The 25235-nt window shown below is 36.6% G+C and carries 17 protein-coding genes and 1 tRNA gene; 11 read left to right on the plus strand and 7 right to left on the minus strand.

The window, feature by feature from the left end:
- Positions 1–9: 9 nt before the first annotated feature.
- The 3 genes from H5182_RS20465 to H5182_RS20475 all read right to left on the minus strand — a co-directional run bounded on the left by H5182_RS20465 (position 10) and on the right by H5182_RS20475 (position 8426).
- A protein-coding gene (locus H5182_RS20465; RefSeq protein ID WP_182760529.1) for an IS3 family transposase occupies positions 10–1190 on the minus strand; the annotation gives its coding sequence in 2 pieces (ribosomal slippage) (positions 10–932 and positions 932–1190; 1182 coding nt in all).
- A gap of 353 nt (positions 1191–1543) precedes the next feature.
- Positions 1544–2242 (minus strand): hypothetical protein, encoded by a 699-nt coding sequence (locus H5182_RS20470; RefSeq protein ID WP_182760530.1) that lies wholly within the window; start codon positions 2240–2242, stop codon positions 1544–1546.
- On the minus strand, positions 2145–8426 hold the full coding sequence (locus H5182_RS20475) for a hypothetical protein (RefSeq protein ID WP_182760531.1): 6282 nt from the start codon (positions 8424–8426) through the stop codon (positions 2145–2147). Before H5182_RS20475 ends, H5182_RS20470 begins: the two co-directional genes overlap by 98 nt.
- 221 nt (positions 8427–8647) lie before the next feature.
- Between H5182_RS20475 and H5182_RS20480 the strand changes: the two genes are divergently transcribed.
- The 10 genes from H5182_RS20480 (at position 8648) to H5182_RS20525 (ending at position 19974) form a co-directional block, all read left to right on the plus strand.
- Entirely contained in the window at positions 8648–10147 is a 1500-nt protein-coding gene (locus tag H5182_RS20480) for a competence protein CoiA family protein (RefSeq protein ID WP_182760532.1), read from the plus strand.
- A 225-nt stretch (positions 10148–10372) separates the two neighbouring features.
- On the plus strand, positions 10373–11473 hold the full coding sequence (locus tag H5182_RS20485; RefSeq protein WP_055014256.1) for a nucleoid-associated protein: 1101 nt from the start codon (positions 10373–10375) through the stop codon (positions 11471–11473).
- 2 nt (positions 11474–11475) lie between these two features.
- Positions 11476–12780 (plus strand): hypothetical protein, encoded by a 1305-nt coding sequence (locus H5182_RS20490; RefSeq protein ID WP_182760533.1) that lies wholly within the window; start codon positions 11476–11478, stop codon positions 12778–12780.
- 252 nt (positions 12781–13032) lie between these two features.
- On the plus strand, positions 13033–14718 hold the full coding sequence (locus H5182_RS20495; protein ID WP_182760534.1) for an AAA family ATPase: 1686 nt from the start codon (positions 13033–13035) through the stop codon (positions 14716–14718).
- The gene (locus H5182_RS20500) at positions 14705–15559 is read left to right on the plus strand and encodes a hypothetical protein (protein WP_182760535.1); all 855 of its coding nucleotides are present in this window, start codon (positions 14705–14707) and stop codon (positions 15557–15559) included. Before H5182_RS20495 ends, H5182_RS20500 begins: the two co-directional genes overlap by 14 nt.
- Before the next feature lie 599 nt (positions 15560–16158).
- Positions 16159–16809, plus strand: a complete 651-nt coding sequence (locus tag H5182_RS20505) for a hypothetical protein (RefSeq protein WP_182760536.1) — start codon at positions 16159–16161, stop codon at positions 16807–16809.
- A 612-nt stretch (positions 16810–17421) separates the two neighbouring features.
- Positions 17422–18612, plus strand: coding sequence for an RNA ligase RtcB family protein (locus tag H5182_RS20510; RefSeq protein ID WP_182760537.1), 1191 nt, complete (start codon positions 17422–17424; stop codon positions 18610–18612).
- Positions 18609–19265, plus strand: coding sequence for a peptide chain release factor H (gene prfH / locus H5182_RS20515; RefSeq protein WP_182760538.1), 657 nt, complete (start codon positions 18609–18611; stop codon positions 19263–19265). Before H5182_RS20510 ends, prfH begins: the two co-directional genes overlap by 4 nt.
- Entirely contained in the window at positions 19265–19615 is a 351-nt protein-coding gene (locus H5182_RS20520) for a low molecular weight protein tyrosine phosphatase family protein (RefSeq protein WP_182760539.1), read from the plus strand. Before prfH ends, H5182_RS20520 begins: the two co-directional genes overlap by 1 nt.
- Before the next feature lie 282 nt (positions 19616–19897).
- Positions 19898–19974: transfer RNA gene (locus H5182_RS20525), tRNA-Ile, on the plus strand.
- Between the two features lie 71 nt (positions 19975–20045).
- On the opposite strand, the gene H5182_RS20530 is transcribed toward H5182_RS20525, so the two are convergent.
- On the minus strand, positions 20046–20483 hold the full coding sequence (locus H5182_RS20530) for a hypothetical protein (RefSeq protein WP_182735831.1): 438 nt from the start codon (positions 20481–20483) through the stop codon (positions 20046–20048).
- A gap of 349 nt (positions 20484–20832) precedes the next feature.
- Between H5182_RS20530 and H5182_RS20535 the strand changes: the two genes are divergently transcribed.
- Positions 20833–21600 carry an EAL domain-containing protein gene (locus H5182_RS20535; RefSeq protein WP_182760540.1) on the plus strand — a complete coding sequence of 256 codons (768 nt, stop codon included), beginning with the start codon at positions 20833–20835 and terminating at the stop codon, positions 21598–21600.
- Here H5182_RS20535 and arsJ read toward each other — a convergent pair.
- From arsJ to H5182_RS20550, 3 genes are all read right to left on the minus strand, one after another.
- Positions 21594–22823: an organoarsenical effux MFS transporter ArsJ gene (arsJ, locus tag H5182_RS20540; protein ID WP_182732027.1), complete on the minus strand. Its 1230-nt coding sequence runs from the start codon at positions 22821–22823 to the stop codon at positions 21594–21596. The two genes, H5182_RS20535 and arsJ, sit on opposite strands and share 7 nt — an antisense overlap.
- Positions 22824–22829: 6 nt before the next feature.
- On the minus strand, positions 22830–23840 hold the full coding sequence (locus H5182_RS20545) for an ArsJ-associated glyceraldehyde-3-phosphate dehydrogenase (RefSeq protein ID WP_145238745.1): 1011 nt from the start codon (positions 23838–23840) through the stop codon (positions 22830–22832).
- Positions 23841–23939: 99 nt separating this feature from the next.
- Positions 23940–24782: a metalloregulator ArsR/SmtB family transcription factor gene (locus tag H5182_RS20550; protein ID WP_182760541.1), complete on the minus strand. Its 843-nt coding sequence runs from the start codon at positions 24780–24782 to the stop codon at positions 23940–23942.
- Positions 24783–25235 lie beyond the last annotated feature (453 nt).

Raw genomic sequence — 25235 nt, forward strand, 5'->3', positions numbered from 1 at the left:
TTGTAGTGGTCAACTAATTTTGGCCACAGTTTTAGAATCTTGGTATCTAACCTCAGATTCATTTGGTGCTAAACCTGCATTATAATGATGTGGTCTAACATTGTTGTAATATCCGTTGATATAATCACTCACACTATATTTAGCTTCTTCAAAGTTTTCATATCCAACTTTTGGCATCCACTCCGTTTTAAAGCTTCTAAAAAATCGTTCCATTGGCGCATTATCCCAACAATTTCCGCGCCGACTCATGCTTTGTGTGATTTTATAGCGCCATAAACGTTGGCGATACTTCAAGCTTGTATAGTGGCTTCCTTGGTCTGAGTGAAACATCAGTCCTGTCGGTTTTCCTCTGCTTTCATACGCGAGTTCAAGCGCTTTTAGCGTTAAGTTAGTATCTGGCGACAATGACATTGCCCAACCAACGACTTTGCGTGCAAATAAATCAACAACGACCGCTAAATAAGCCCAGCGATTGCCTGTCCAAATATACGTCACATCACCGCACCACACCGTATCCGTCTCAACAACATCAAACTGCCTATCTAGAAAATTCGGGATTTCAAGGTGCTCATTACCACCGCGTTTATATTGATGTTGTGGTACTTGGCAGCTCTCTAGTTTTAGTTTAACCATCAGCTTAGCGGCGCGATAACGGCTTAATTCAAAACCGTTATTCGTTGCAATTGCTGCGATTGTCCGTGCCCCAGCCGAACCGCCACTCATTGCATGTATAACTTTAACTTCCGCTTCTAACCTTACTTGCTCTGGTGTCGATGTTGTATCCCGTATGGCCCAATATTTATAGCTGCTGCGATGCACATTGAATACGCTACACAACACGCTGATTGGGTAACGCTCTCGTTGATTTAATTTCTCAATTAACGAGAATTGCTCAGGGAGTCGGACATCAAGAGAGCGGTAGCCTTTTTTAATATATCCTTTTCTAATTCAATGCGTTGGATTTGCTTTTTAAGTTCGCGGATTTCAATTTGTTCAGGCGTCATTGGTGAAGCCAATGGGGACTGGCCATTCCGTTCTTGCTTTAATTGAGTTACCCACTTACTTACAGTTGATTTACCAACCCCCATAGCTTTAGCTGCATCTTCTTGCGTGTAGCCTTGATCAACTACAAGCTGAGCTGTTTCTAATTTGATTGCAGCAGAATACGTTGCGCGTTTTAATTTCGTCATTTTTTCACCCAAATTTGTATGCTTATTAGCATAACATTTCTTTCTTAATGGGTGGCCAAATTAACTATGCCACTACACAGGTGCTCGCACATCGCCACCAAAACAAGGACAAATAACAATTAGTTTGCCTTTGTGCTCTAGTGGTAGCCTATGGGGAATAGAGGAGTCAATAATCTCTCTAGAGATGGTCTTAATACTTGGTTTCGTTTCGATTCCATGTAGAACTAGTTAAGTCTCCCGCTTTAATTAAAAAGGTAAACTTTCTCAACCAGTAGGGGATACTCTTATTCCAATAGTCTTCGACTTTTTCTCCTTGTAATAGTGACACTTTAAATAAAGTTATTACGAAGAACCTACTTTTCTAAACCTTTTAATTCTTCTAGTAGGCTTTGACGGATTTGTTGACTTAAATTTTCAAATGCCTCTAACTTACTTATTCTACTACTTAAATTCTTTATTCTAGTATCCGTTTTATTTATTTCTTTTTCATCAGAATACATTCGAATAAAGTCATATTCATTTGAGTTTACAGTACCATTCAAAGTTTTAAGCCACTCCCTAGTTTCTTCAGAACAAGAACTTAGAACAGCTTGTTCGAGCATAAATGTAATTAAAGTTTTTGCCGTATCGTCTAACTGTTTAGCTATTTCAACCCACTTCTCAGACTCATTAAGCTCATCCGATTTGTCTGATTGATGTTTATTATAATAGCGAGGCACGCTACTTTCAGGATTTAGTGACTCTATAGCTTTAAATATTGGCTCGAAGCTCTCAAATGGCCTAGTGCCATCAGGCAGCGTAGCTCGCCTTTCCCAAATCTTTAGAATAACCTCAACACAGCTCTTTTTTGCCTCCTTGTTGCCACTTTCAGCTAGAGTAATCTGTTCAGCCAAATAATTAATCATCCAAGAAGTTATTTCATCATCATCTTTCTTTAAGGTCGATAGTAACTTTTTACCTAAGTTGATAACTTTTTCTTGAGTCTCTAAGTTTTCCGTCTCTAGATAAGATGAAGGTTTTGCTACATCTTGGTAGGTATCCGAGTTTGTCATCTTTATTCCTATATGAAGCAGTAAAGGCACGCTTAATGTTTACTTGTATTGCAATATCTACATTCAGTTTGTCACAAATTATTTGTAAAAATTTAAGGGATGCTAAAACAGGCTTACCAGAGCTAATGTTCGATTCTGAATCACTAGGTTTATCTTCACTCCAGTATTTATTTTTAAGACATACATCATTGTCTGATAGTAAATTATAGGCCTTTTGATCAGGACTACATCTTAAACTTATTATTTCTGTTATAAATTTCCTTAGTTTATAAGGTTGCGCGTATATTGTGCCCACAAAAGGATCGCTTGATTCGATATCGTTGTTTTCACCCTCGCGAATCAGCCACTCTTTGCACTGAAATTCTTCATTATTCCTATTAGTATAATCTGAACCACAATAATTATATAAATAACATTCACCCATATGGCTATCGAAGTTAATAGTAGTTAGCAACAATGCTTGACTTAACTCCCTAGGAACTAAAACGCTAGAAAATGATACATTCTCGTTTTTTCCATCTTTATACTCGTCCCAGCTCCCCTCTACGTTTAACCAGCTCGTCGAGCTATCTTGCGCAATTAGATGATCAATAAAATCTGTTTCTGAAATTAACCACTGCCAGTGCTCGTCGTGTTCAATATTTACCCAGTCTGATTTCTTGACAGGCATAGGGTCTCGGAGTTCAGACAATAGTAAGCTATCCTTATTGAGAATTAAGTGCTGGTTAAGCCACTCATCCCAACAGTTATTCTTGTCATCTTCATCGTATATTACAGGCATGGTTTCCAGCAATTGAGATGCCACTTCTAGCAATAAATGGTATGAAATGTAGAATGAGTAATTATCAACATCTGGGTAGCTTGAATGAGAATGAAACGCCCCTTGAGAGTTTCTTCGCCTCCTCCAAAGTACTGCCCGAGAATCATCCAAGTGGGAAGATTCCGGTCTTATATTCCAGTAGTTGATTAATATGTTCTTTGCTAGATCTTGAACTTGTACACTGCTAATACCAAATACTCTACCCAGAGGCTCAAACCAATAACTATCGAAGTCGTATGCAAACCATACCTCAGGAAGCTCAGCTAATTTATCTGCTTTATGCAAAGGTGAATCAGTATGATAATTGTATTGCTTTTCGTTAATAGTAGGATATTTTGTTGTACAAACTTCCTCAATACTTTCAAAAGTAGATTTTTCGAAGCAATCAGAGTTATATTTTTGTAGTGATAGACATATTTGCTTTGCGTAATATTGAAATAGTATGCCTTGATTTTTATTCAGTGCGATAGTTGCAAATAAGCTTTTACTATCAGCCAATATTTCTGGGGACTCATAAGCGCACCTTGTCAAAGCAACAAGTAAATATTGTTTTGCATGTAAATCATAAAATTCATATTTAGCTGGTATATATAGTGGTGATACCCCACTGTTATAACACTCGATGAGTAAATTAATTTCATTTCTACAATTAAGTTGATATAGCCTAATGACTGCATGTACAGCTCGCCACCTTTCCCCTGCATGAGGAGACCCTAAGTTAGCGAAGATATAGCTGGCAATTGCATGAGGAACATTTCGTGGTAATTTGTTTTCTTCATTCCAAGTACCATCAGCATAATCTTCATCTAGGAATACTTCCAGCCTATATAAGGCAAAATCAATTAATTCTTGAGCCTCTGATATAGCTAAGCTATTTGCACTATAATGAGCAAAACTAAAAAGAGCTTCTGCTGATTCAATATCAACTGAATTAGTATGACCTTCAATAACGCCTTCTATGATCGCAGTATCAGTTTTTTCGTCAAGAATGAAACCACCTATCAAGTAGTTTTTTTGGTATATTCCAGTAAATTTTTGTGGGTATCTTGAGGCTATGTACTTGACTGTTACATTCCAAGCATTTTTAACAGAAACTTTGCCCTTCCAAGCCTCTGGAATTTCTTTGAATGCATAATGTAGATCATGAAAATCAAGTATTTGTGATTGGCTAATTATATTTAAGAATAAAATCAGCTTTCTTGAGGTTATTTTTTTAAAGCACCCCTGCCAAAATTTTTTGTATTCTCTTGGGTAGCCTTGGTTTTCGTAAAACCGAAAAGCTTCACGAAACCCTATATCAGTCAATAAGTCAAACTCACCATAAAGTTTATCCCACTGATATTCAGGTGATTTAAGTTCTTTCGAAAATTTAGTTGAGGAGTGTAATCTATTAGATTTAGCAGGAGCTAATAGCTGCTTAAGTTCATGTTCGGAAAAGCTTTTTAATTCATGTTGTCTAGCTAGTTCATTTATTTTTAACCACTTATCTCCTTGGTAACCCTTATTTCTTAAATCTCTTATGTAGTAATCTAGCATTTTTTGCTGATTTGACTTTGAAGGCTCTTTTGCAAGGCATTTTTCTAAAAACTCACTTAGCCCATATTCCCAAGAGAATGATGACAACGCCCACAAAGAAGAAGGTGTTGCTTGACCTGAATCGATTGCATTGTGGGCTAAAGGATATATTTGTCTATCACTCCAGCCAACATGCCTATCTTTCCACCTGTTTGATATTAGAAAAGCTGATACAGGCGATAGCTGAAAGCAAGTCGAAATAGTATCATTGCGATCCCAGTGCTTTTCTCTTGAAACTGAATCTCCAATCATTTCCGCACATCGCATATAACGGTGGGCAAGCTCAGGATTATTTTCTCCATCCTGAGCACTACGCTTAGCTATTGATGTTATTGCTTCCCAACGAATAACCCCCTCTTGGCCAAAGTTTGAGGCTTTCGAAAGTGCCTCATCAAAGTAACAAGATGCATCTTCTTTGCTCAGAGAAAGTACAGCTCTTGATAACTTAATAAAATACTCTGAACGATATTCTGGAGATTCTTCATAGTCATAATTATTTAAAGATGCATGGCAATATTCTTCAATTGAATCGCTGAGCCTATTTAGCTTTTCTACTCTGCAACTTACTCTCAAAAAGTAAAAACTATCATTGAAGGATACTTTGTTAATCTGATTGCCGAATCTACTCTCAAATAGTTCTAATTCTTTCGTGTAGTTAGAGTTACAAAATAAGATGTTTTGAAATTTTACTTTCGATGTTTCCAATGGAATTGGGTCATATTCACGATACGAACTGTAGCCCTTTTCAGAAGATGAACTCAAGGCTATTTCATGTTCTTTTTGTAAGTCTATTTGTTGGCCAGAGAGCACTTTTGCTTTTACTATATACCAAGGTAAAAGCGCTCCAACTACTTCTTTTACTCTTTTTAAATCTCGCCTATCATCAGAGTCTTTTTCACGAATCCAGTGAGTAGAGAAAAAGTTTTCAAAATTCAACTCAAAATCATTTTTAATGACTGCTTGAATGGATAAATAACGAAGAAAATTTTCTCGAGCCCCCTTATATTGATGATCATCAGATATACGATAAAGATTAGGGAATTCGTAATAGTAATTAAGACCTCTTCTAATATTTTTTAAGGGTAATTGATGAATTAAACACGCTTCAAAAAATGATAAGTAAGAGTCTACAGTATAATTATTTTCACTAATGTCATAGGGCCGATCTAATCTAGATTTGGGGTTGATAATTTGATTCAGGCATCTCGTTAAACAAGGTTTAGGAGGTGTTTTACCTACTTTCATTAGTTCTGAAGTTATGGCTAGAATAAAACTAGAGTTACTTATTCCATAACTTGCTATCAACTCTATATCTTCAAACTTACCTGCATCAACAAGTCTTTCAATAAACTTTGAAGTGATCCTAAAAATACATGAAGGCGGTTTCCACGATAATAAGAAATCAGAACACTTTTCCCTGCCATTAATTCTATATTGAGCACAGGCAAGTTCAATAATTTCGATATCATCTAGCTTGTCACTAAACCTTTCTTCTTCTTCTTTTGCATTAGCACGCTTATTAAAGTAGCGACGAAGCCAATGTTCTGCTGAACGATAATAGCTATAAGCTTCGCCTTTCATACCCGCTAAACCTGACAGTAAAGATGCTGAAAATACAGTTTCTGAACCATCCCATTGACCAATTAGTTCTTTCCTATGGGCGAGTTCTTGAATTCGACCTGAAGATAAAAATAAACAGGCAAGGTCTATATTATTAGTTAAAATATCAATTTGACGGTCATTCCCTGCAATCTCTTCTCCTGCAATTAAAGCTAATTTCACGGCTTCAAATAATCGATTAGCTTTTAGTGCTGCTTTAAATGCATACTGCAATCTTTGCACTCTCACTAGATTATCATCAAAGCTACTAATTGAAGGAAGGTAGTTGTCAGATAGGGCTAATTCTACTAATTCGTCTAGCTGCTCCGCTTTTAATAATAGTAGAGGTAGTGATTCGGCAACATATGAATACTCACTTGCTAATGACTTAATAGTCTTAACAAATGAATATATTTTTTCGGGTGTTGCAGAGTAGTTATCTTGAAACCACTTTTCAGTTGGTTCATCTCTAAATTGAACGGTGTTATCTATTTGCCATAAAGGGTGTCCCAAATCAGCTATGAAACTTTTTACGGAGTCTGGAGATACATTGGCAGTTTCAGCTAAAACTTTGATAGGTACGAATGGGGGTAAAACAGCTAACCCAGTACAAATATTATCAATACTTTGTTTATAGTTTTTTGGAAAGTTATCTTTGATTCTTGTGATTGACTCTTCCAATTGCCTTTTAATTAATTCTTCGACGGTTAATATTTTAGAACCAAATGAAAGTAGTAGTTTGTCTAAAGATAGTACTTTTAATGATAAGGCATTCGATTGAACTCTCGGATTACCACATGTTAGTCGGTTAAATTCTGTGGCTTGGTCTATTGTTGCAGTCGTATACTTAGTTTGTAAATTAGTAAGCGTTTCAACATCAGTAAATGGAGACATAGATATTGGTTTAATTAACTCTGGGGGCTCAAGAAGCTCTAGCCTTTCCGGCCTACAAGTAAATACTAATCTACAGTTATTGGGCACTTCTTCTTTCAATAATTGCTTTACAAAACATTTGCTACCTTGTTCTTCAGCAGCCATTTCAGCATTATCTGCGGCATCAAAGATTATTATCAAGAATGCACTTCTATCTATTGAGAGTAATTCAGTGCAAACTTCTGTAATTCTGCTTAAAAATGACTTTATCCAGTATTCATCAGGTTCATTTCTAGTAGGAATTATTTGATCGCACAAACCATCTTTAGCAAGCGTGTTTATCACTTGAGTAACTGCATGTTTAGCTTCATGTCTAATAGCGCTTGATCTACGGTAGCTTCCGTTGCCGAAGCAGTCATATGCAATTACAATTGATGAGGAGTTAAACTCTGTATATAAGTTACTACTTAAAACAGATTTACCAACTCCACCGCTTGCTGTAATTATGGTGTGTGTTGTTGCTGATTTTATTGAGGAAACAATACTTGTTTGTTCGTCTCTTGGAATATAACGATCAATTGACTCAAATAATGGTGGTGCAGGAAAAAAATCATCAAAGCTTGTTACATCAAATGCTTCCAGCATATCTTCTCGTTTGATGATGTTTGATTTTCCAGGTTCAATCTTTTCCCAAACTTTTGCTACTAATAACTTTTCTCTATCTAGAACGTTTTTTGAAACTGATAACTTAGCTAACTCTTTATGAATCCCATACTTTTGTTCGTCGTAATTACCTTCTGAGTCACACAAGTTTAGGCACTCACAAAACTGTTTAAGTCTTATTCCTTCAAGCTTAGTATACTTTTCAATAGTATTTTTGAAGCCGTCAGGTACTTTTTCACCGTTAGCTATTTTGCTGATGTTTTTCTTAAAACCTTCTGAAATTAGACGGTTAGTTAGGACTGTTAGGTTAACTCTCTTAAACTTTATGTTTGAGCACTCTAAAGAAGAAAAACGCTTTGCAAAACCTACGATGGTATCTTTTAGAGTCGATAAGGTGAAAGGTTGGTCAGCTCTTACTGTAGAGTGCTTTAATTGAAAATATTCCACAGCTCCTTCACCGTTATGAGACTTACGATATTCAGCTAGGTCGACGACGCACTCTCCCTCAAGTTGAGATTCTTGCGAACCTTCGATGGTTATATGCAACAAATCAGTACTCAAATCTAAGAGTTTCAAGCACCTTTTAACAGCCCAACGATAATGAAAAATGTCTCCAGCCCGAGAGTAGTGGATTAACTCAGAATTAATTTTCATTTTCTTCCTTGAGGTAATTTCAATGTGTTTTTTTCATAGAATACCCTTTAATATATATGAAGATATACACATATAGCTAAGTATTTTTAACTATTAAAGTTTGCCTTACGATGAGTAATTTCCTATTTTAGCCTTAGAGAGGGTTTTACTTACCAGTTTAAATAAGCTCATTTCTTATGCTAGTAAAAGTTCAGTGAATTATAACTTTGAAAGGACTCAATGTGTCTGAAATTAAAATAGCTTGGGGACTTGGCGCTGATGGTGTTATGCGTCATATTTCCGAGGTTAATAAAGGAAAAGCCTGTGACTGTATATGCCCATCAGTAAATTGCTCTAGTCCACTTATTGCAAATCAAGGATCCAAAAAAGCACATTATTTTTCACATAAAGCTCACACAGGGTGTAGTGGTGAATCTGCGTTGCATCTTGCGGCAAAACAAGTCTTAGAAGATTCAGCGTCTGAAAACCTACATCTTATTTTACCTGAAATTCATGCTACTTATTCTTCTACAGACATGGCTGGAGAAACAGTTGAGAAAGCGCTTGTACAAGTGCCGAACTTTCAGATGGTAAAAGCTCAACAAGAAGTTAAGCTGAATAATGATCTAATTGCTGATGTTGTAAGTCAATCAACTAAAGGCGAAAGTTTAGCTGTGGAAATTTTTGTTACTAACGCAAAAGATGAGGTCGGAGAGCGTAAGTATAGTGCTGTTGATGTCGACGCCATTGAAATTGATTTAAGCGTATTGCCTTGGAACGTAGATCGTAACGAATTGAAAGTGTTTGTATTAAAAACAGCTAATCGAAGATGGCTTCATTGTAGAAAGAAAAGTCAACTAGAAAAAAAATTAAAACTACAAGTTGATAATGAAATTATTGAAATCAATCGGCGCTATCTTGCTAATTTGTACACTATAGCAAAATCACTGAGCACTAATCTTAATATCCCCAACTTCACGTGGCCCTCTCTTACCGTAAATAAGGAGCTTTCTAATTCTGAGCGATTTATCGTATCTAGAGAACCTAAGGTTACGCATTTTAATGACGATTGGTTACCGTTTAAATATGGTTATAAAGGGACGGCTGTTGTTGAGAAAAAAGTAAATATAGATGTCGTACTTTTTGTAGTAAATAACCTTCGTCAAGTAATGACTCATTCAAGTCCGACTTTACTTATTAGCTACGACGAACAGATGAACATTGATAACTTGCAGTTTAATCTTAGGTGGAAAAACATAGATACTTGGCGAGAAAAGCTTGAGAAAATTGCTAATGCTGAATTAATTAAAAAAGAACAAGAAATAGTTAATCGAACACAAAAACGATCTGCTTTTGTTCAATATTTTAAAAATGCGAACGAAACTGTAAAAATGCAAATTCTGTGTAAAAAGCTAGGTTTAAGGCAACCTGAGCAACTTTCAAAGTACGTCTATTGCTGGAACTCGTCTTGGGATGTATGGCGTACCGTTGTGTGGGCCTATAAAATTCATGGCAATAAAGGTTACATAATTGATGCAAACGATATCGCGAGTGATCCTTGGCTGGAATCTCTGTTGGGTTTCTCAATAGATTATGAAGCTTATGAATCCCGTAGAAAAATGGTTGGCTTTTGGCTAAAAAAACTATTCGAGTTAGGCTATTTAAAAAGAGTTGGGTGGACTAAATATGAAGTGGAAAGTAGCCAGTTGAAAAGCTTTTTGCCTTGGTCATACATAAGGTAATTGTGGTGCGTAGTACATAGTTAAGCATAGGGTTATCTATCACTTCTTTTGGTATTAGTAGTCAAATATTTTCAATCTGATTTAGTGATAATTAGAGAAGTAATTATTCAATCTTAACTTAAGTAAATTTGCGACTAATATATTATTTTTGCAAATAATTGCTTGTGCTTTTAAAAGGGTAAATGTTATTAATGCAGTATAATAATAAATTAAAAGGATGTAATTTTGTCTGTAAATCTTACTTTTGCTGTGATCCATCAACTTGTTAAAGAGCCGCGAGAGCGGTTAATGCCATCTGTAATAGTTGAAGATGTTTTAGATTGCTCTTTAGATACGGTGGATACTTTAGTTAAAGATGTTATTAAGCTTTATGGTACTAGAGATAATAATGCAGTATTTGGTACGTTTGGTAGCGCAGACGAGGTAGGTGCCTTTCCGAGGCATTTTGAGACCTTTCTTAACGAAAATCATACTGCTGAAAGCTTCCTAAGCCTTACTAAAAATGCAATGAGATCCCTTGAAATAAAGTCTAGGGATGTAAACTTTGCTTCCGGTGGTTATCTATTGTTTTCATTGTATGAAACCGGAGGGCAGCAATTTTTAATAGTTGCAATGATAAAACAAAAGGAAGGTCTACAACTAGATGAAAATCTAGTCCCCATAGGAATTATAGAGCTTGACCTTAATAAGCTACACCAAGCTGCAAAGATTAACTTCTCTAAATATGCTCAATATCAAAATGCTGGGGAAGAAGAGCAGCAAGAGCTGAGTTACTTGAGTTTTGTTAGTCCGAAGTCTAATCAAAGTGCATCAGGCTATTTTATTAAGGCTTTGGGCTGTAGTAAAGGAATAGCTGCTTCTACGGCTACAAGCGGTTGTATTAGCGGTATTACTAGTTTTTTCCAATCTAAAAATGAATTAAGAGAGAGTAAATCAGAGGCAAAAAAAGATGTCATTACTTACCTTCGAGGGTGTATTAGTGAAGATAGGCAGGCAACAATCGGTGACGTCGTTGGCTCAGTTAGACCATGTTACCCGTCGAGCTATGATGAGGAGGACAAGGTAGTTCTTGATAATGAATTAACTGCTCTTTTGAATAGTGATGAATATCAAGTCCCCTCCGCTTTTGTAGTGCATGAGTCTACCGTTAATAAAAAAGCAAGAATTAAGGTGAAGTCTGATAACTGGCAAGCTCAATTAGAAAAAAGCGCGCTCGGAGAGACAAGTGACGCAGAAATTCATTTTGATAGGGAAAATCGAAAGCTAACATTTAATCGATTAAGTAATGAAGCTATAAATACTATCACAGACAGGTTAAGAGACTAATAGTGAGCACACAAATAACTGCTTTAGAGAAAGTAGTGTCTTTGTACCGTTTGATCGGCTGTCCGCGGGTTGAAAATGGAACATTTACTGCCGAGATAGAAGTTACCCCAGAGTTGAAGTGTGCAATGAGCAATTGCGATGAACTATCAATATCATATGGTGAGTTCGATGAACTATTAAAGAATAATAGTGTTGATATATCTTCCCCTTCTGAAATTTCGGAAGGAGATACCATTAAACTAAAATGGAAAATTGCTACAAATGGTTCTGTTTTATTTTTTAATTCTTATGCTGATCTACTTGAAAATCATAAATCTGTATTCCGAGGAGAAAACTTAGATCAATTCTACATTGCTCAGGACAACGTTTTATCAACTGAAGACGGAGAAAACTCGCGCCTAGCAACCTTAACAAGTGTTGTTAACTTAATTTCATTACTTTCAAAAATAGCTCATTACCATGATGAGAAAACAAAAGAAGATGTCTTTAGATTGGTATTTATACTCACGGAAAAAGATACTCATAAACCATATGTACTGAAAACTTTATTCCAAGAAATAGATCTATCTATTGGCGCAATTGACTTGTCAACTCTCAATGAATTAGTTGAAGCTCAAGACGAAAACTATGCACATTCATCTGAAAAGCTTGGAATATTTCGCTTTGCTCTCGCAAATGTCATTTCACAATGTCCTCCAAGCGATAATGAATTTAGCTATTTATTAAAGCATTGGAGTGAACTATTAACTGAGTACAAAGCTAGTTTTGATATATATATCAGTGGCTTCTCTTTTAATAAGGTTCGGACAGAATTAGCTAAGGCTGAAATAGAGCTTGCAAGTTCGTTGTCAAAAGTAATGAATGATATTACGGGAAAGCTTTTTGGCATTCCAATATCTTTAGTTGCCCTTATTTCGATGCTTAAGCTTGAATCTATACTTGAGAATTTAGTGCTTGTATTTGGTACCTTATTGTTCAGTCTCATAGTCAGCGGGCTTGTTAAAAATCAACTTTTATTGAGGAAAAGTATTAATATAGGCGCTGATTTAACCTTTAGCACTTATAAAGTGGAAAAGGCTAGTTACCCTAGTGATTTAAAAAGCTGCTTAAAAAACTCTGAGAAAACCTTCAAAGCACAATCTCGCTTCTTACTTTTAGGATTATGGTCAGCAAGGGTAATAGCTTGGCTAATAACTTTTATTGCTGTTTATATATTTATTGAAAAGTTTGGCAAAAATAGTAAGGCATGGATGGAGCTTACTTCTTGGGTAGAGTCTATAGGTTTAATTATAGGTGCATACTTTTAGTTAACACGGCAATTCGTACATATAGATAATTCTAATTTCTTTCTTATGAAATGAATGTTAGACAAGATTTAAATTATTAGATGCATAGCTTACCTTTACTCATAAAGCACCTTCTTTGGAAGTTATTATGTAACTCGCTGAATGTCTAATGAAATATAGCAAGCCCAGTTTTACCAATGTCTTTATAATCCTGAAGGGGCTATAAAGGTATAGTACACCTTGCTGATATATTACTTTTTAGAGTGGTTTTTAATGAAATATGATGGTCGTGAGGGGAAGGATGTGGACTTTCACATATATTTTAGCAAGGGAAGCATAAATTTATCCTCCATAACTTTGCCTGCAATAGTTTTTACACCTAGTGATGATAGTTGGAATGACTTCACGTATAAGTGTATGTATGAATACCTAATTGTTGAAGAACTGCATAGTGAAAAGATTAGAGGAAATGTTTTTTTGGGCTTTTTAGATTCAAATGACAAGGTCCAAGCTGATGGATTTATATCTTTTGGTTTAGGAAGTCACTTTAATGAGTATGAGATGCCCAATTTTTTCACCCTACAGGGAGAGATGAAAGATTATAGAAGGTTTGTTAATCAGTACGGGGTTAAAAAGTCTAATCAACTCTTACTAGCCTTAAATGATTTAGTTGCCTCTCGGCGTATAGTTCAACGATCAAAGTTTGTGGAGAGTGCCACAAAAACCAAAGTATTTGGTTTGGCTTTTATGAGATCTTCTGAGCGTTTTTTTGCATTTCATAATGCAGATTCAGTACTTCTAGGATTGGAGCATGAGAGGTTTTCTAATATTTCTAACCGCTTCTCTATATCTTATAAGCTTGCCAGTTTTTCTGAACATCACCAATTTGATATGAATTTCGATACAGAAAGTATTCTTCCAAAAAGAATATCAGTGCTTATAGGTCGTAATGGATTGGGCAAAAGTCAGGCCCTTAATACAATAGCTAATTCTTTGATTAAAGGAGATGAACGATTTAACGATCGAGAATTAGGGCGTCCTATGATTAGTCGACTTTTGGCTATTGCTACACCAGGGGAAACTATTAATACGTTTCCGCCAGACAGGTTAAGTAAGCGGATTCAATATAAACGTCTTGTACTTAATAGAAATTCAAGAACTAGGGCTTTTAAAGGCTTTGGAGATCTTTGCGTTCAGCTTGCCCGTTCTGAAGAGTTTATTGGCGATAATGATAGATGGATGTTATTTAAGGAAAGTATTCGAACTTTTCCTGATATTAAAAATGTTGTAGTGCCTTTAAGTAGAGATAGCTCTGTTTCATCTAATCATGTTCTGAGAATTAAGGGTAAGTACTACGTTCCACTTTTAAGGCTAAACAATGGAGGAGAGCAAGCAAAATTAGAGATTCAAGCGGCGGTTATAAGTAATTCCGATCCCATGGTGCATATTGATGGCGACATTTTTCCACTAAGCAGTGGCCAGCTAGCATTTATTAAATTTATTGTTCAAGCTTGTTTATTTGTAGAAAATGGAACCCTAGTTTTACTTGATGAACCTGAAACACACTTGCATCCAAATTTTATATCCCAATTTATTAGGATACTAGACCGCTTATTGAAATTAACTGGTTCTATAGCTGTTATTGCGACACATTCAGCTTATTTTGTTCGCGAGGTACCTAGAAATCAGGTACTTGTATTCAAAGAAGGGTCTAATGGTCAGGTAGATATACAAAACCCAAGGCTTAAGACTTTTGGCGCTGATGTGGGGGCTATTTCATATTTTGTTTTTGAAGATGAGATCACGAATGGACTCGTTGAGGATATATTAGAACAGTTTCCAAAAACTCAAAAGGAAAGACAACTTTTATTGAGTGAGTTAGAGAGTGAGCTATCGGCCGATGTTGTTATGTTTCTCCGCAGAAAATTGAAAATGGAAATAGTTTGTGAAGACGATTAAACCACCTGAAGTCGATGATATTCAAGAGCTACAGGTATTAGCTAATAATAGTAATTTAGGGAGTTATCCTAAACTGCTAAGTGAATATATTCGATTTCGCAGCCAATACGAAGATTATATTGATAAAAAGGGTGATCCTTGGAGAGTTGTACCAATGGGGATTTGTCGTGACTTTAAAGATGCATTAATTTGTCACTATGATAAAGCTCCAAAAAAGAGTTTAGAATTCATAAAAGCTTCACGTTATAACTTATCACCAACTTTATGTCCTATGTGTGGAGGATTTGGAAACGGCACACTGGATCATTATCTACCGAAAAGTAATTTTCCAGAATTTTCGTTCTATTCTAAAAATCTTGTACCTGCCTGCAACTGTAATTCTTTACGGGGAACATCAGTCAAAGGAGCTGTATCCCCAGCAAGACCAATACATCCTTATTTTGATGATTTTTTAGACCAACGCTTGTACCAGGCTTCCTTTGAAGGGGGATTTGAAGCTCCAAAAATATCTATAGAGATAATTGATGATAACCACCCTAAGATCGATATTTTGCAGTTTCACTTGAATGAAATCATTATTAATGATTCGACACAAGGCTGGTTTGATAAATATTGGGCAGATTTAAGTCTTCGTCCACACGATATTCTTGATTTGGTTCTTCCTGAGATTCCCCATATAGTAACAGGTGCTGAGCTATCAATTGCTATTAAGCGGTACAGAAACTCTAAAGATAAAGAACATGATACTCCCAATAATTGGTTGTCGATATTCTACACCGGTTTAATGGGTGAGCAAGCTCGTATAGATAAGCTCGCAGAAGTTATTAACAGATCACGCTGATATGTATATGGTTATTCAAAGCATGAAAATCTACATTATAGCTACAATAGGCAAACGATATTATTAGATGGAGTACGCTCAAGGCTTATATGGCTTTGCATCATAATTTATACTAATAATAGTTTAACAGTAACGGATGAGTATTAAGTCTATTAAACCATAAAGTGCTACGGGCAAACTTTATTGTCATTTTTTCTCTTACGGGCAAACTTTATTGTCGCTGCACATAGCTGTGCAGCGACAATAAAGTTTGCCCGTAGTGAGATATGCTACAACATGCTCATTTCTCTAGCTGATTTAAGGTTATAGATAATGAGCAGTTACACAATTCTTATTACACCTATTTTGTGTTCTTTTGCAAATCAAAAAAGAACCTCATCAGTTCTTACCTACTTCCAATTAGCTACTTCGTCTAAAGACGTATCTTGAGTTGAAGCAAACATAAAAAATATGAAAGTCATTTTAAAACAAGTGTTTGAATATTTTTTAATGCCAAGTCAAATAATAACAAAATGTTCATATTTGGAACTTTGCAGCGTCTATGTGGTCATATTAAATTAGTGTTATAGGGAACACTTATTGTTTAGGGAACAAATATTGTGACAACGTGGCGCTGGCCTTTTATTATTTCATTACTGCTCCACGGGATAATTTTTTCAATATTAATGAGTGTTAAAACCCCAAAATTAATAGTGACAGACACTCCCCCAATTAAAGCATACATGGTTAGTATGGCGTTGCCTAAGTCATTGCCTAGAATAGAAAAGAAGAGCAACCAGCACGACGAAGCCACGCTGTTGAAAAAGCTTGAAAAACCAATTATTCCTGCTGCAAATACGATTGTAAAAATTAAAAAAACAATAAAGCCTGTAACGCCCAAGGCACAAACAGACTCTAACAGCTATAAAAAAATAGACCTTAAATTAGGTTTAAAGAGCATACTAAAGCAACAGCAAAATACATTCCGATCAACACCTCCAACGTCACAAGTTTTAGCACAACCACAGCGTATTACAGTGCCAAAGGAGCACCAGCAAACCAGCATAGACCCATTAAAAGTTGAAAAGCAAAGCATGCAATTAACTATCTATCGCCTCGGAGATAACTGCTTTAAAAAGGTATCGATAGGAGCTGGTGTAATGCCAAAAAGTGACCTACCAGATAGTTACTTAGTAGGCACCACTTGTGCTAAAACAAAAGTAACCGACGCCTACGATCAAGCTATGAACAAATGGTTAGATAAAAAGTGACTACGGTGTGGAAGTTATTAGAAATAAAAAAGAGCTGGCACAAATTTTGTTAAGACAGCTATTTTGACAAACATGGAGTTAACCAATTCAGCTCAAAGAAGAACTTATACCCTTACCTCAACATAGTACCTGAGTTAATCGCAAAATTTCCTACTAACTAGTTAATGGTTACTTTTATCCTTGTTTTCTTGTTCAATCACTTCGTTTTACAGAACATGTATGTAAGTTAAAATACCTACTTCGGGCAAATACTCGTGTAACAACATATATATAAAATATAGAAGCACATAAAACACGCCATAATTTTTGTTTGCTTTATGTTCAAAAACTGATTAACATGCGCTCGTTCAATTGTTCAGCACTTACCCTAAGTGTTGGATTCATCAACTAACTGTGAAGGAGAAAATACTATGACAATTACATCAACATCCTTTGCAGGTCTTATCCGATAAGAAACTTGTTACTTAAACACGCTTTTATATATTAAGTACATTTAGGTAAGCATTGCGTTTAAACGCGTTCCTTTCGTTTGATTTCAAAATAGATCCAGACCTGCCAATTCGTATTTCGTTTTAATCCTATTTTTCTAACAAAGAAAAAGGAATTGGTATTATGGGCAAATCCGTCCAAAAAATAACTGATAAAGTTAGCCTTATTGCGTCTGCTGATACGTGGATTGAGGGGCTGGCGATACAGCAACTGATCAAAACATCAGAGCTAAATGGTATGCAACGCGTTGCGGGCATGCCTGATTTACACCCAGGTAGAGGGTATCCTATCGGGGCTGCATTTTTCACTACCAACAAAATTTACCCTGCATTAGTGGGTAACGATATTGGCTGTGGTATGGCGCTGTGGCAAACCACAGCCAAAGTAGCAAAAGTAAATCTAGATAAACTTGCCAAAAAATTTACACATATTGAGCTGCCACTTGATGAAAGTTGGTTCTCAATCATAGAAAGTAACAAAGCGGCAAAAAATATTACTACCAAGGGTTATGATAGTGCCTTGGGTACCATTGGTGGAGGTAATCATTTTGCTGAGTTTCAAGCTATTGATGAGATATACAATCAAAGTGCCTTAGATGAGTTAGGGCTAAGTAAAAAGCATCTTCAATTATTGGTTCATTCAGGCTCGCGTGGGTTAGGGCAATCAATATTGGTTGAACATATAGCGGGTCATAATCACGATGGCTTATGTGAAAGTGATGCTGACTTTAAAGATTACATGAGCAAGCATGATGAAGCTGTGCGCTTTGCTGAACTTAATCGTGAGCTGATCGCTAAGCGGTTTTTAGAGGCTATACGAGCAAATGGTGAGTGTACCTTAGATATTAACCATAATTTAGTATCGGCTAAAAACATTGACGGTTGTGATGGCTGGTTACACAGAAAAGGTGCTACACCGAGTGATAAAGGCTATGTAGTGATCCCAGGCTCTCGTGGCGATTACAGTTATCTTGTAAAACCTGTATTTACAGCGTTTATTGGTAATGATCTAACAGTGCAGGAAAGTATCAATACCAGTTTATTTTCACTTGCACACGGCGCGGGGCGAAAATGGCAGCGTGGTGAGTGCCATGGCCGATTAGGTCATAAATACAAGCGCGAAAATTTATATCGTACAGCGTTAGGCAGCAGAGTTGTTTGTGGTAATAAAGAATTGCTATACGACGAAGCACCACAAGCATACAAAAAGTGCGAAACGGTGATCAGCGATATGGTCGATGCAGGGTTAATTGAAGTTGTGGCTAAGTTACGCCCGATACTAACCTTTAAAACAAATGGAGATTGTTCATCATGATATTACTACAACTATCTGCTGGGCAGGGCCCTATCGAGTGTTGCAAAGCTGTTGGTTTGGCGCTGAAAACGATTGAAAAGCAATGCCTCGCACAAGGCATAGAACTCGAGATTGTTGAGGCTATTAGCGCAACCGAACGAGGCTGTTTAAAGTCGGTTTTATTGCAACTTGATTCAACAGCCGATAGCGCGGCTAAGCAATTGGCTCAGTCATGGCAAGGTACTATGTTGTGGGTATGTCAAAGTCAGTATCGGCCTAAGCATAAACGTAAAAACTGGTTTTTTAGTGGGCAACTGTTCGATATTGATGAAAGTAAGCTTGATAAAGGCGTAACTTTTCAAACATGTCGCGCGTCTGGCGCTGGCGGTCAACATGTTAATACTACTGATTCAGCGGTAAGAGCAACCCACACAGCAACGGGGATTTCGGTACGTGTTGAGAGTGAGCGCAGTCAACATGCCAATAAGCGTTTAGCAAGTGTGTTGTTGTTTCAAAAACTAGAGCAAGTAGCGTTGGATAAAATGACTCAGCAAGAAACAGTACGTTGGCAGCAGCACTGGGAAGTTGAACGTGGTAACCCAGTAAAAACTTTTACTGGTGAAAAGTTTGTTTTAAACCGTGACTGCTCAGTTAATAAAGGAGTACATAATTAATGAAGGAACATAAAGTGACAAATGTACTTTTCATTTGTAGTCGCAATCAGTGGCGAAGCCCAACGGGTGAGCAAGTATGGAAAAATCACCCAGAGCTTGCTGTTAGCTCAGCAGGCACCAGCCCTAATGCAAAGAGAACAGTGAATGCCAAAATGATGCAATGGGCTGATGTCATATTTGTTATGGAGCAAAAACACAAAAATAGACTAAAAGCGCAATTTGGAGATTTATTAACGTATAAAGATATTCAAGTATTAGATATTGCTGATGAATACCAATATATGGATAACGAGTTAGTAAGTATTATAAAACAAAGCGTTGGCAGCTATTTAGCACTAACTTTAGCGTAGCGTTTTTTATCTTGTTTGTGAATCGGTACGAACAAGATAAAACATTCGCGACTAAAGTCGTTCCTACATGATACAAGTACTCGTGTGAGTGGCTTTAGTCACCAATAAAAGCTTTTTGCGACTACTATTTAAGCAGTTAGCTTATTGATTGTTAAAATAAAGGTTTTTGCTAGTGACAAGCCAGTAAAAACTTTTTATACTGCAACCCGCTTTAGTCGCTTAGGTGGTTAAACGCTTCAAAAATTTAGCTTTGTTTTTTAAAAACATAAGCTAATACAAAATGGCCCCTTAGCTCAGTTGGTTAGAGCACACGACTCATAATCGTTAGGTCCCCAGTTCGAGTCTGGGAGGGGCCACCACTTTTATACGCTTTCCAAGTAAATACCTAATAAACAAAATTACTCAGTTGTTCGTTTTATCAATACGATATTTACGCTTTGTTATTAAATAACAATCCTGAACTTGTATTACCTGCAGATGTAAATAAGCTATTTACTAAGGTTGAGACATTTTTTCTAACCGTTAACTGTATAAAACTTAATTCATCATCTAATTGCTTATTTAGCTCCGTTAATTGCTGTTGTTGCTGTGTTTTAGATAATGTTTCGTCATTTTTTACCGTTTTTATTTTATTCTGTAGTTGATCTATGTTCTTTAGAGTTTGTTCCTGCGAAGTTTCCTCAGGCTGTTTGGTTTCATCATCTTCTTTACTGTCAGTGTTCGCAATATTTCTGTTTTCAGAAGTGCTTGTTTTATCATTCTGAGACTTTACATCTACGTTGCTTGTAGTCGATTGTGTATTTAAATTATTTTGCTTTATATTATGTGATTCAATTTGTATTTGTGGATGAAAAGCATTCAACTTCATAAAGTCCTCTACGTGATAAAAAATTGACTGATTTTAGTTCAGGTCTGAATAAATATTTTTATGCACTTTTCGTTCCAAAAATAGGGTCTGTATTTTTAAGATTAAATATTACTAATTAAAGGTTATGTTAATGGCATTTAATGCTATTTCCTTAAAGGTGTGATAATTTGCCTCAATATTTTGGATACTTTTTTGTAAAAAATATTCTCATCAGTTTAGCTGTTGACAAACAAGCTGTTTGTTTTAAAAGTTCTCGAAGAATTACTCCTTGCTGTAATTCTGTAAGATTGATTGCGGTGTTGTAAAATAACAACTAACCTTAAGATAAAAGATTGGGGAGGTTTAATTAGTGAATGATAAATCAATGGAATGCGATAGAGTGTTGTGTAGCAATTGCACGGATGAAGAAAGCCTTGGTTTTGATTTTACAATGGCATTTCAACCAATTATAAATTGCCAAACTAACTCTATTTTTGGTTATGAGGCACTTGTTCGTGGTTTAAATAATGAATCTGCGTATTCAGTTATTTCTAAAGTGAATGATGCTAATCGTTATACTTTTGACCAGCTATGTCGCATTAAGGCAATTGCATTAGCCGCAAAACTAGGCGTTGATTCGATGTTAAGCATTAATTTCTTACCTAATGCTATTTATAAGCCAGAACGCTGTATTCGTACTACATTAGAAGCCGCTAAAAAATATAATTTTCCTACTCAACGTATTATGTTTGAGTTTACTGAAGTTGAGAAAATAGAAGATAGTGCTCATATAAAGCGAGTGGTTGAGTATTACCAGTCGTTAGGTTTTACAACAGCCACGGATGATTTTGGATCTGGTTATTCAGGACTTAATTTATTAGCCGATTTTCAGACTGATATTATTAAGTTAGATATGGAGCTTATTCGCAATATAGATTCAGATAAAGTACGCCAAGCAATTGTGACCCATAGCTTAAATATGTTTCGTGATCTAAATATCACTCCGCTAGCTGAAGGGATAGAGACTCTTCAGGAATATGCTTGGCTAAAAGCAGCGGGCATAGAATTAATGCAAGGCTATTTATTTGCAAAACCAGGTTTTGAGAGTTTACCAACGATTGATTTTAATGACTATTGATTACTCTTTGGTAACGCGAGCGATAACAATGCTGCTAGGGCAATAAAGCAGCTTGAGATCCACAAGCAAGCTTCTAGCCCGTGTTGTTGATATACCCAGCCCGAAAGCACTGTGCCTAATAATCTGCCCATGGCATTTGCCATATAGTAAAAGCCCACATCAAGTGACACGCCATCACTATCAGCAAGGCTTACAATTAAATAGCTATGCAATGATGAGTTAATCGCAAACACCGCACCAAATATCAGTAAACCGATAATAACGGATGCTTGTATATAAAAGTCAAAATGCAGAGCTAAGGCAATAATGGCCGGTATAGCTGTTAAGTAACTGGCCCATAAAAAAGCGCTACGGCCACAGGGCACCTGAACTGATTTTTTTCCTGTACTCATTATGTTTGTAATATAAGGCGCAAAAGACTGCACTATGCCATAACCAATAATCCAGCATGCCATAAAGCCGCCAACCCACCAGTGATCCCAGGCAAATGTAGCCGCTAAAAATACCGGTAGCGCCACAACAAACCAAACATCTCTGGCGGCAAATAAAAATAGTCGTGCCGCAGAAAGTACATTAATTGCTTTGCTCTTAGAGAATAGCTCACTAAATTTGGCTTTATTTTTAGCTTTGCCTAAATCTTCTTTTAATGCGAATACACTAAATAGCCAAACCATAGTGAGCATGCAGATCATGATTAGCATTGCGCCATGAAACTCTAGCAAAGTCAGCAGTACACCACCTAAAAAGAAGCCAACACCTTTTAACGCATTTTTAGAACCCGTTAAAATAGCCACCCATTTGAAAAGCTGGCCTTGCGCGTCTTTTGGTACTAGTAACTTAATAGCGCTTTTGGCGCTCATTTTATTCAGATCTTTTGCGATCCCTGAAAGCGCCTGCGCAGCCATCACATAAATTACGGTGAGTGTATCTACAGGTGCCATAAGCATTGCCAAAGACACAATTTGTAATGCTAAGCCAATGTTCATGGTTTTATTCAGGCCGAATCGAGCTCCCAGCCATCCGCCCACTAAATTGGTGATCACACCAAAAATTTCATAAAACAAAAACAACATAGCAATACTAAGTGGGCTGTAACCTAATTGATAAAAATACAGCACCACGAGCATCCGCAATGCGCCATCAGTTAAAGTAAATGCCCAGTAATTACCGGTAATGATCAAATATTGTTTTATTTGTGGGGAGAGTGCTGTGAATCGATCCACGGTTAATTATTCCTTGTCAGCTAGACCAACTTTACGTACCAGTTCCGCAGTTCGGTTCGCGTAGCCCCATTCATTGTCGTACCACACATAAAGTTTTACTTGAGTGTCGTTGATCACCATGGTTGATAGCGCATCAATGATGCTGGAACGAGGATCGGTTTTGTAGTCAATAGATACCAGTGGGCGTTCTTCGTAGCCCATAATGCCTTTTAGTTCATTTTCAGCAGCATCCTTAAGTAATTTATTTACTTCAGCAACGGTGGTACCGCGCTCAAGTTCAAATACACAGTCAGTAATTGATGCGTTAGTTAGCGGAACGCGAATAGCATGGCCATTTAGTTTACCTTTTAACTCTGGAAATATATGCGTTATTGCAGTAGCTGAACCAGTTGTAGTGGGGATCAAACTTGTGCCGCATGAACGTGCACGGCGTAAGTCTTTATGCGGCGCATCAATAATTGTTTGGGTGTTGGTTATGTCATGAATGGTGGTGATTGAGCCATGCTTGATACCAATCTTTTCATGAATAACTTTTACTACTGGTGCTAAGCAGTTAGTTGTGCATGATGCAGCGGTAATGATTGGGTAAATCTCTTTATTATAAAGGTGGTCGTTTACACCTATTACTACATTTAAAATACCCTCTTCTTTTACTGGTGCTGTAACAACAACGCGTTTTACACCTTGATCTAGGTAAGCTTGCAGTAGTGCCTTGGTTTTAATTTTACCCGACGCTTCAATAACGACATCACAGTTAGACCAATCAGTCTGTTCTGTTTTAGTGTTTTGCGTAAAAGCAATTGTTTTACCATTAATTATAATAGTATCTTCAGTATGACTTGCTTCGTGATGCCATTTACCGTGTACTGAATCAAACGTCATTAAATGAGCGAATGTTTCAGCATTACCGCCTGGATCGTTAATATGGACAATTTCTATATCATGCCAATCAAATGCTGCGCGCATTGATAATCGGCCCATACGGCCAAAACCATTTATACCTACTTTTACTGTCATAATTACATCCTGATTAATTGTTGGGTTGTAAGTGCGGTAAAGCTAGCGCTTCATTACGTTAGCCAATGTTAAATTGTGCTGTGTTTATTAAAGTTATCGTTAACTGCAAAAGCTCACTTTATTAGGTCGTTTATGCATAGTCGCTAATCGCTTAAGGCTGTTGATGATCAGATGGAGATTACTTTCAGTGGTTGTACTAATAATCGTCTTGCTCCATTGTGGCAATCTTGGATTAATTTGGTAAAACACCCATTGTCCGTGCTTTCTATCTGTAATGATGCCGGCTTTCTTTAATACGGCTAAGTTACGCGATACCTTTGGTTGGCTTTGCTCTTGCAGTGCTACCATTAATTCGCAAACACATAACTCGCCATAGTAGTTGGTTAACATTAAAGTTTTTAATCGGATCTGATCAGTTAAGCATTTATAAAATATGCTTGGATCTATCGATAACTCGTTATCTTGATCTGAGATGGTACTACTACATAGTGGCACACACTGATGTGATTGCAGGTTATTAATATTACCGTGTACGTCAATAAACATATCCAGTCGTTTATCAAGTTCATAGAGGGTTGCGACAAAGGGCTCTAAACCTACCATTACTTTTGGATCTGCAATATCCCACGCAAGTTGCAACAGTGCGCCTTTATAAGCTCTGCATTTATTGTTTGCTCTTTCACATAGCGTAATAACATAATCAAAAGTCTTATCTGTAAACTCAGCTATATGTTTTGCGCTGAGCTCAGTTATCGGCAAGTTAAACTTTTGCAAACAATTAATTGTTCTAGGATCAATATCTTTAGGAGCGATCCCAGCACTATAAACATCAAAAATCTCTCCCGCTTTATTTCTCAGTAATACTTCTGCCATTTGTGAACGGGCTGAATTCTCAGTGCACAGAAAGAGCACACTTTGCTTTGAGCTATTACTTTGGGACATGTAAATTAAATATTCTGACTGACAATATCCATTAAGTGTATATATGAAATTTCATATATACAATACTAGTGTTATTAATATCAACGTATATGAATGTGAAACCCTATTTTAGAAGGATTGAACAATAGCGATTATCTATTTTTTAGATGTGTTTTTAAGCATCTTGGCTAAAAAGCAACCGTAAGGCATGTTTTTTATAGTTTTCATTAAAAAACGCTTGCGTAAAATTCGCCGCGCCCTATAATGCGACCCCACTGAGACGGCAGACAGCAACGCTTAGCGAGGCAAGAGTTAATCAGTTAGTCGAGTAAAACTTGAGTTTAGATTATTAAGAAAGTTTAAAATTAAGTGTTGACAAAAAAATAGGAAAGCGTAATATGCGCAGCCCTAGCGAGATAAAGTTTAACTTTAACCGCAACGTTCTTTAACAATATAAAGCAATCATCTGTGTGG

It is taken from the genome of Pseudoalteromonas sp. SG44-17, assembly GCF_014164235.1.
Lineage (GTDB): Bacteria > Pseudomonadota > Gammaproteobacteria > Enterobacterales > Alteromonadaceae > Pseudoalteromonas > Pseudoalteromonas rhizosphaerae.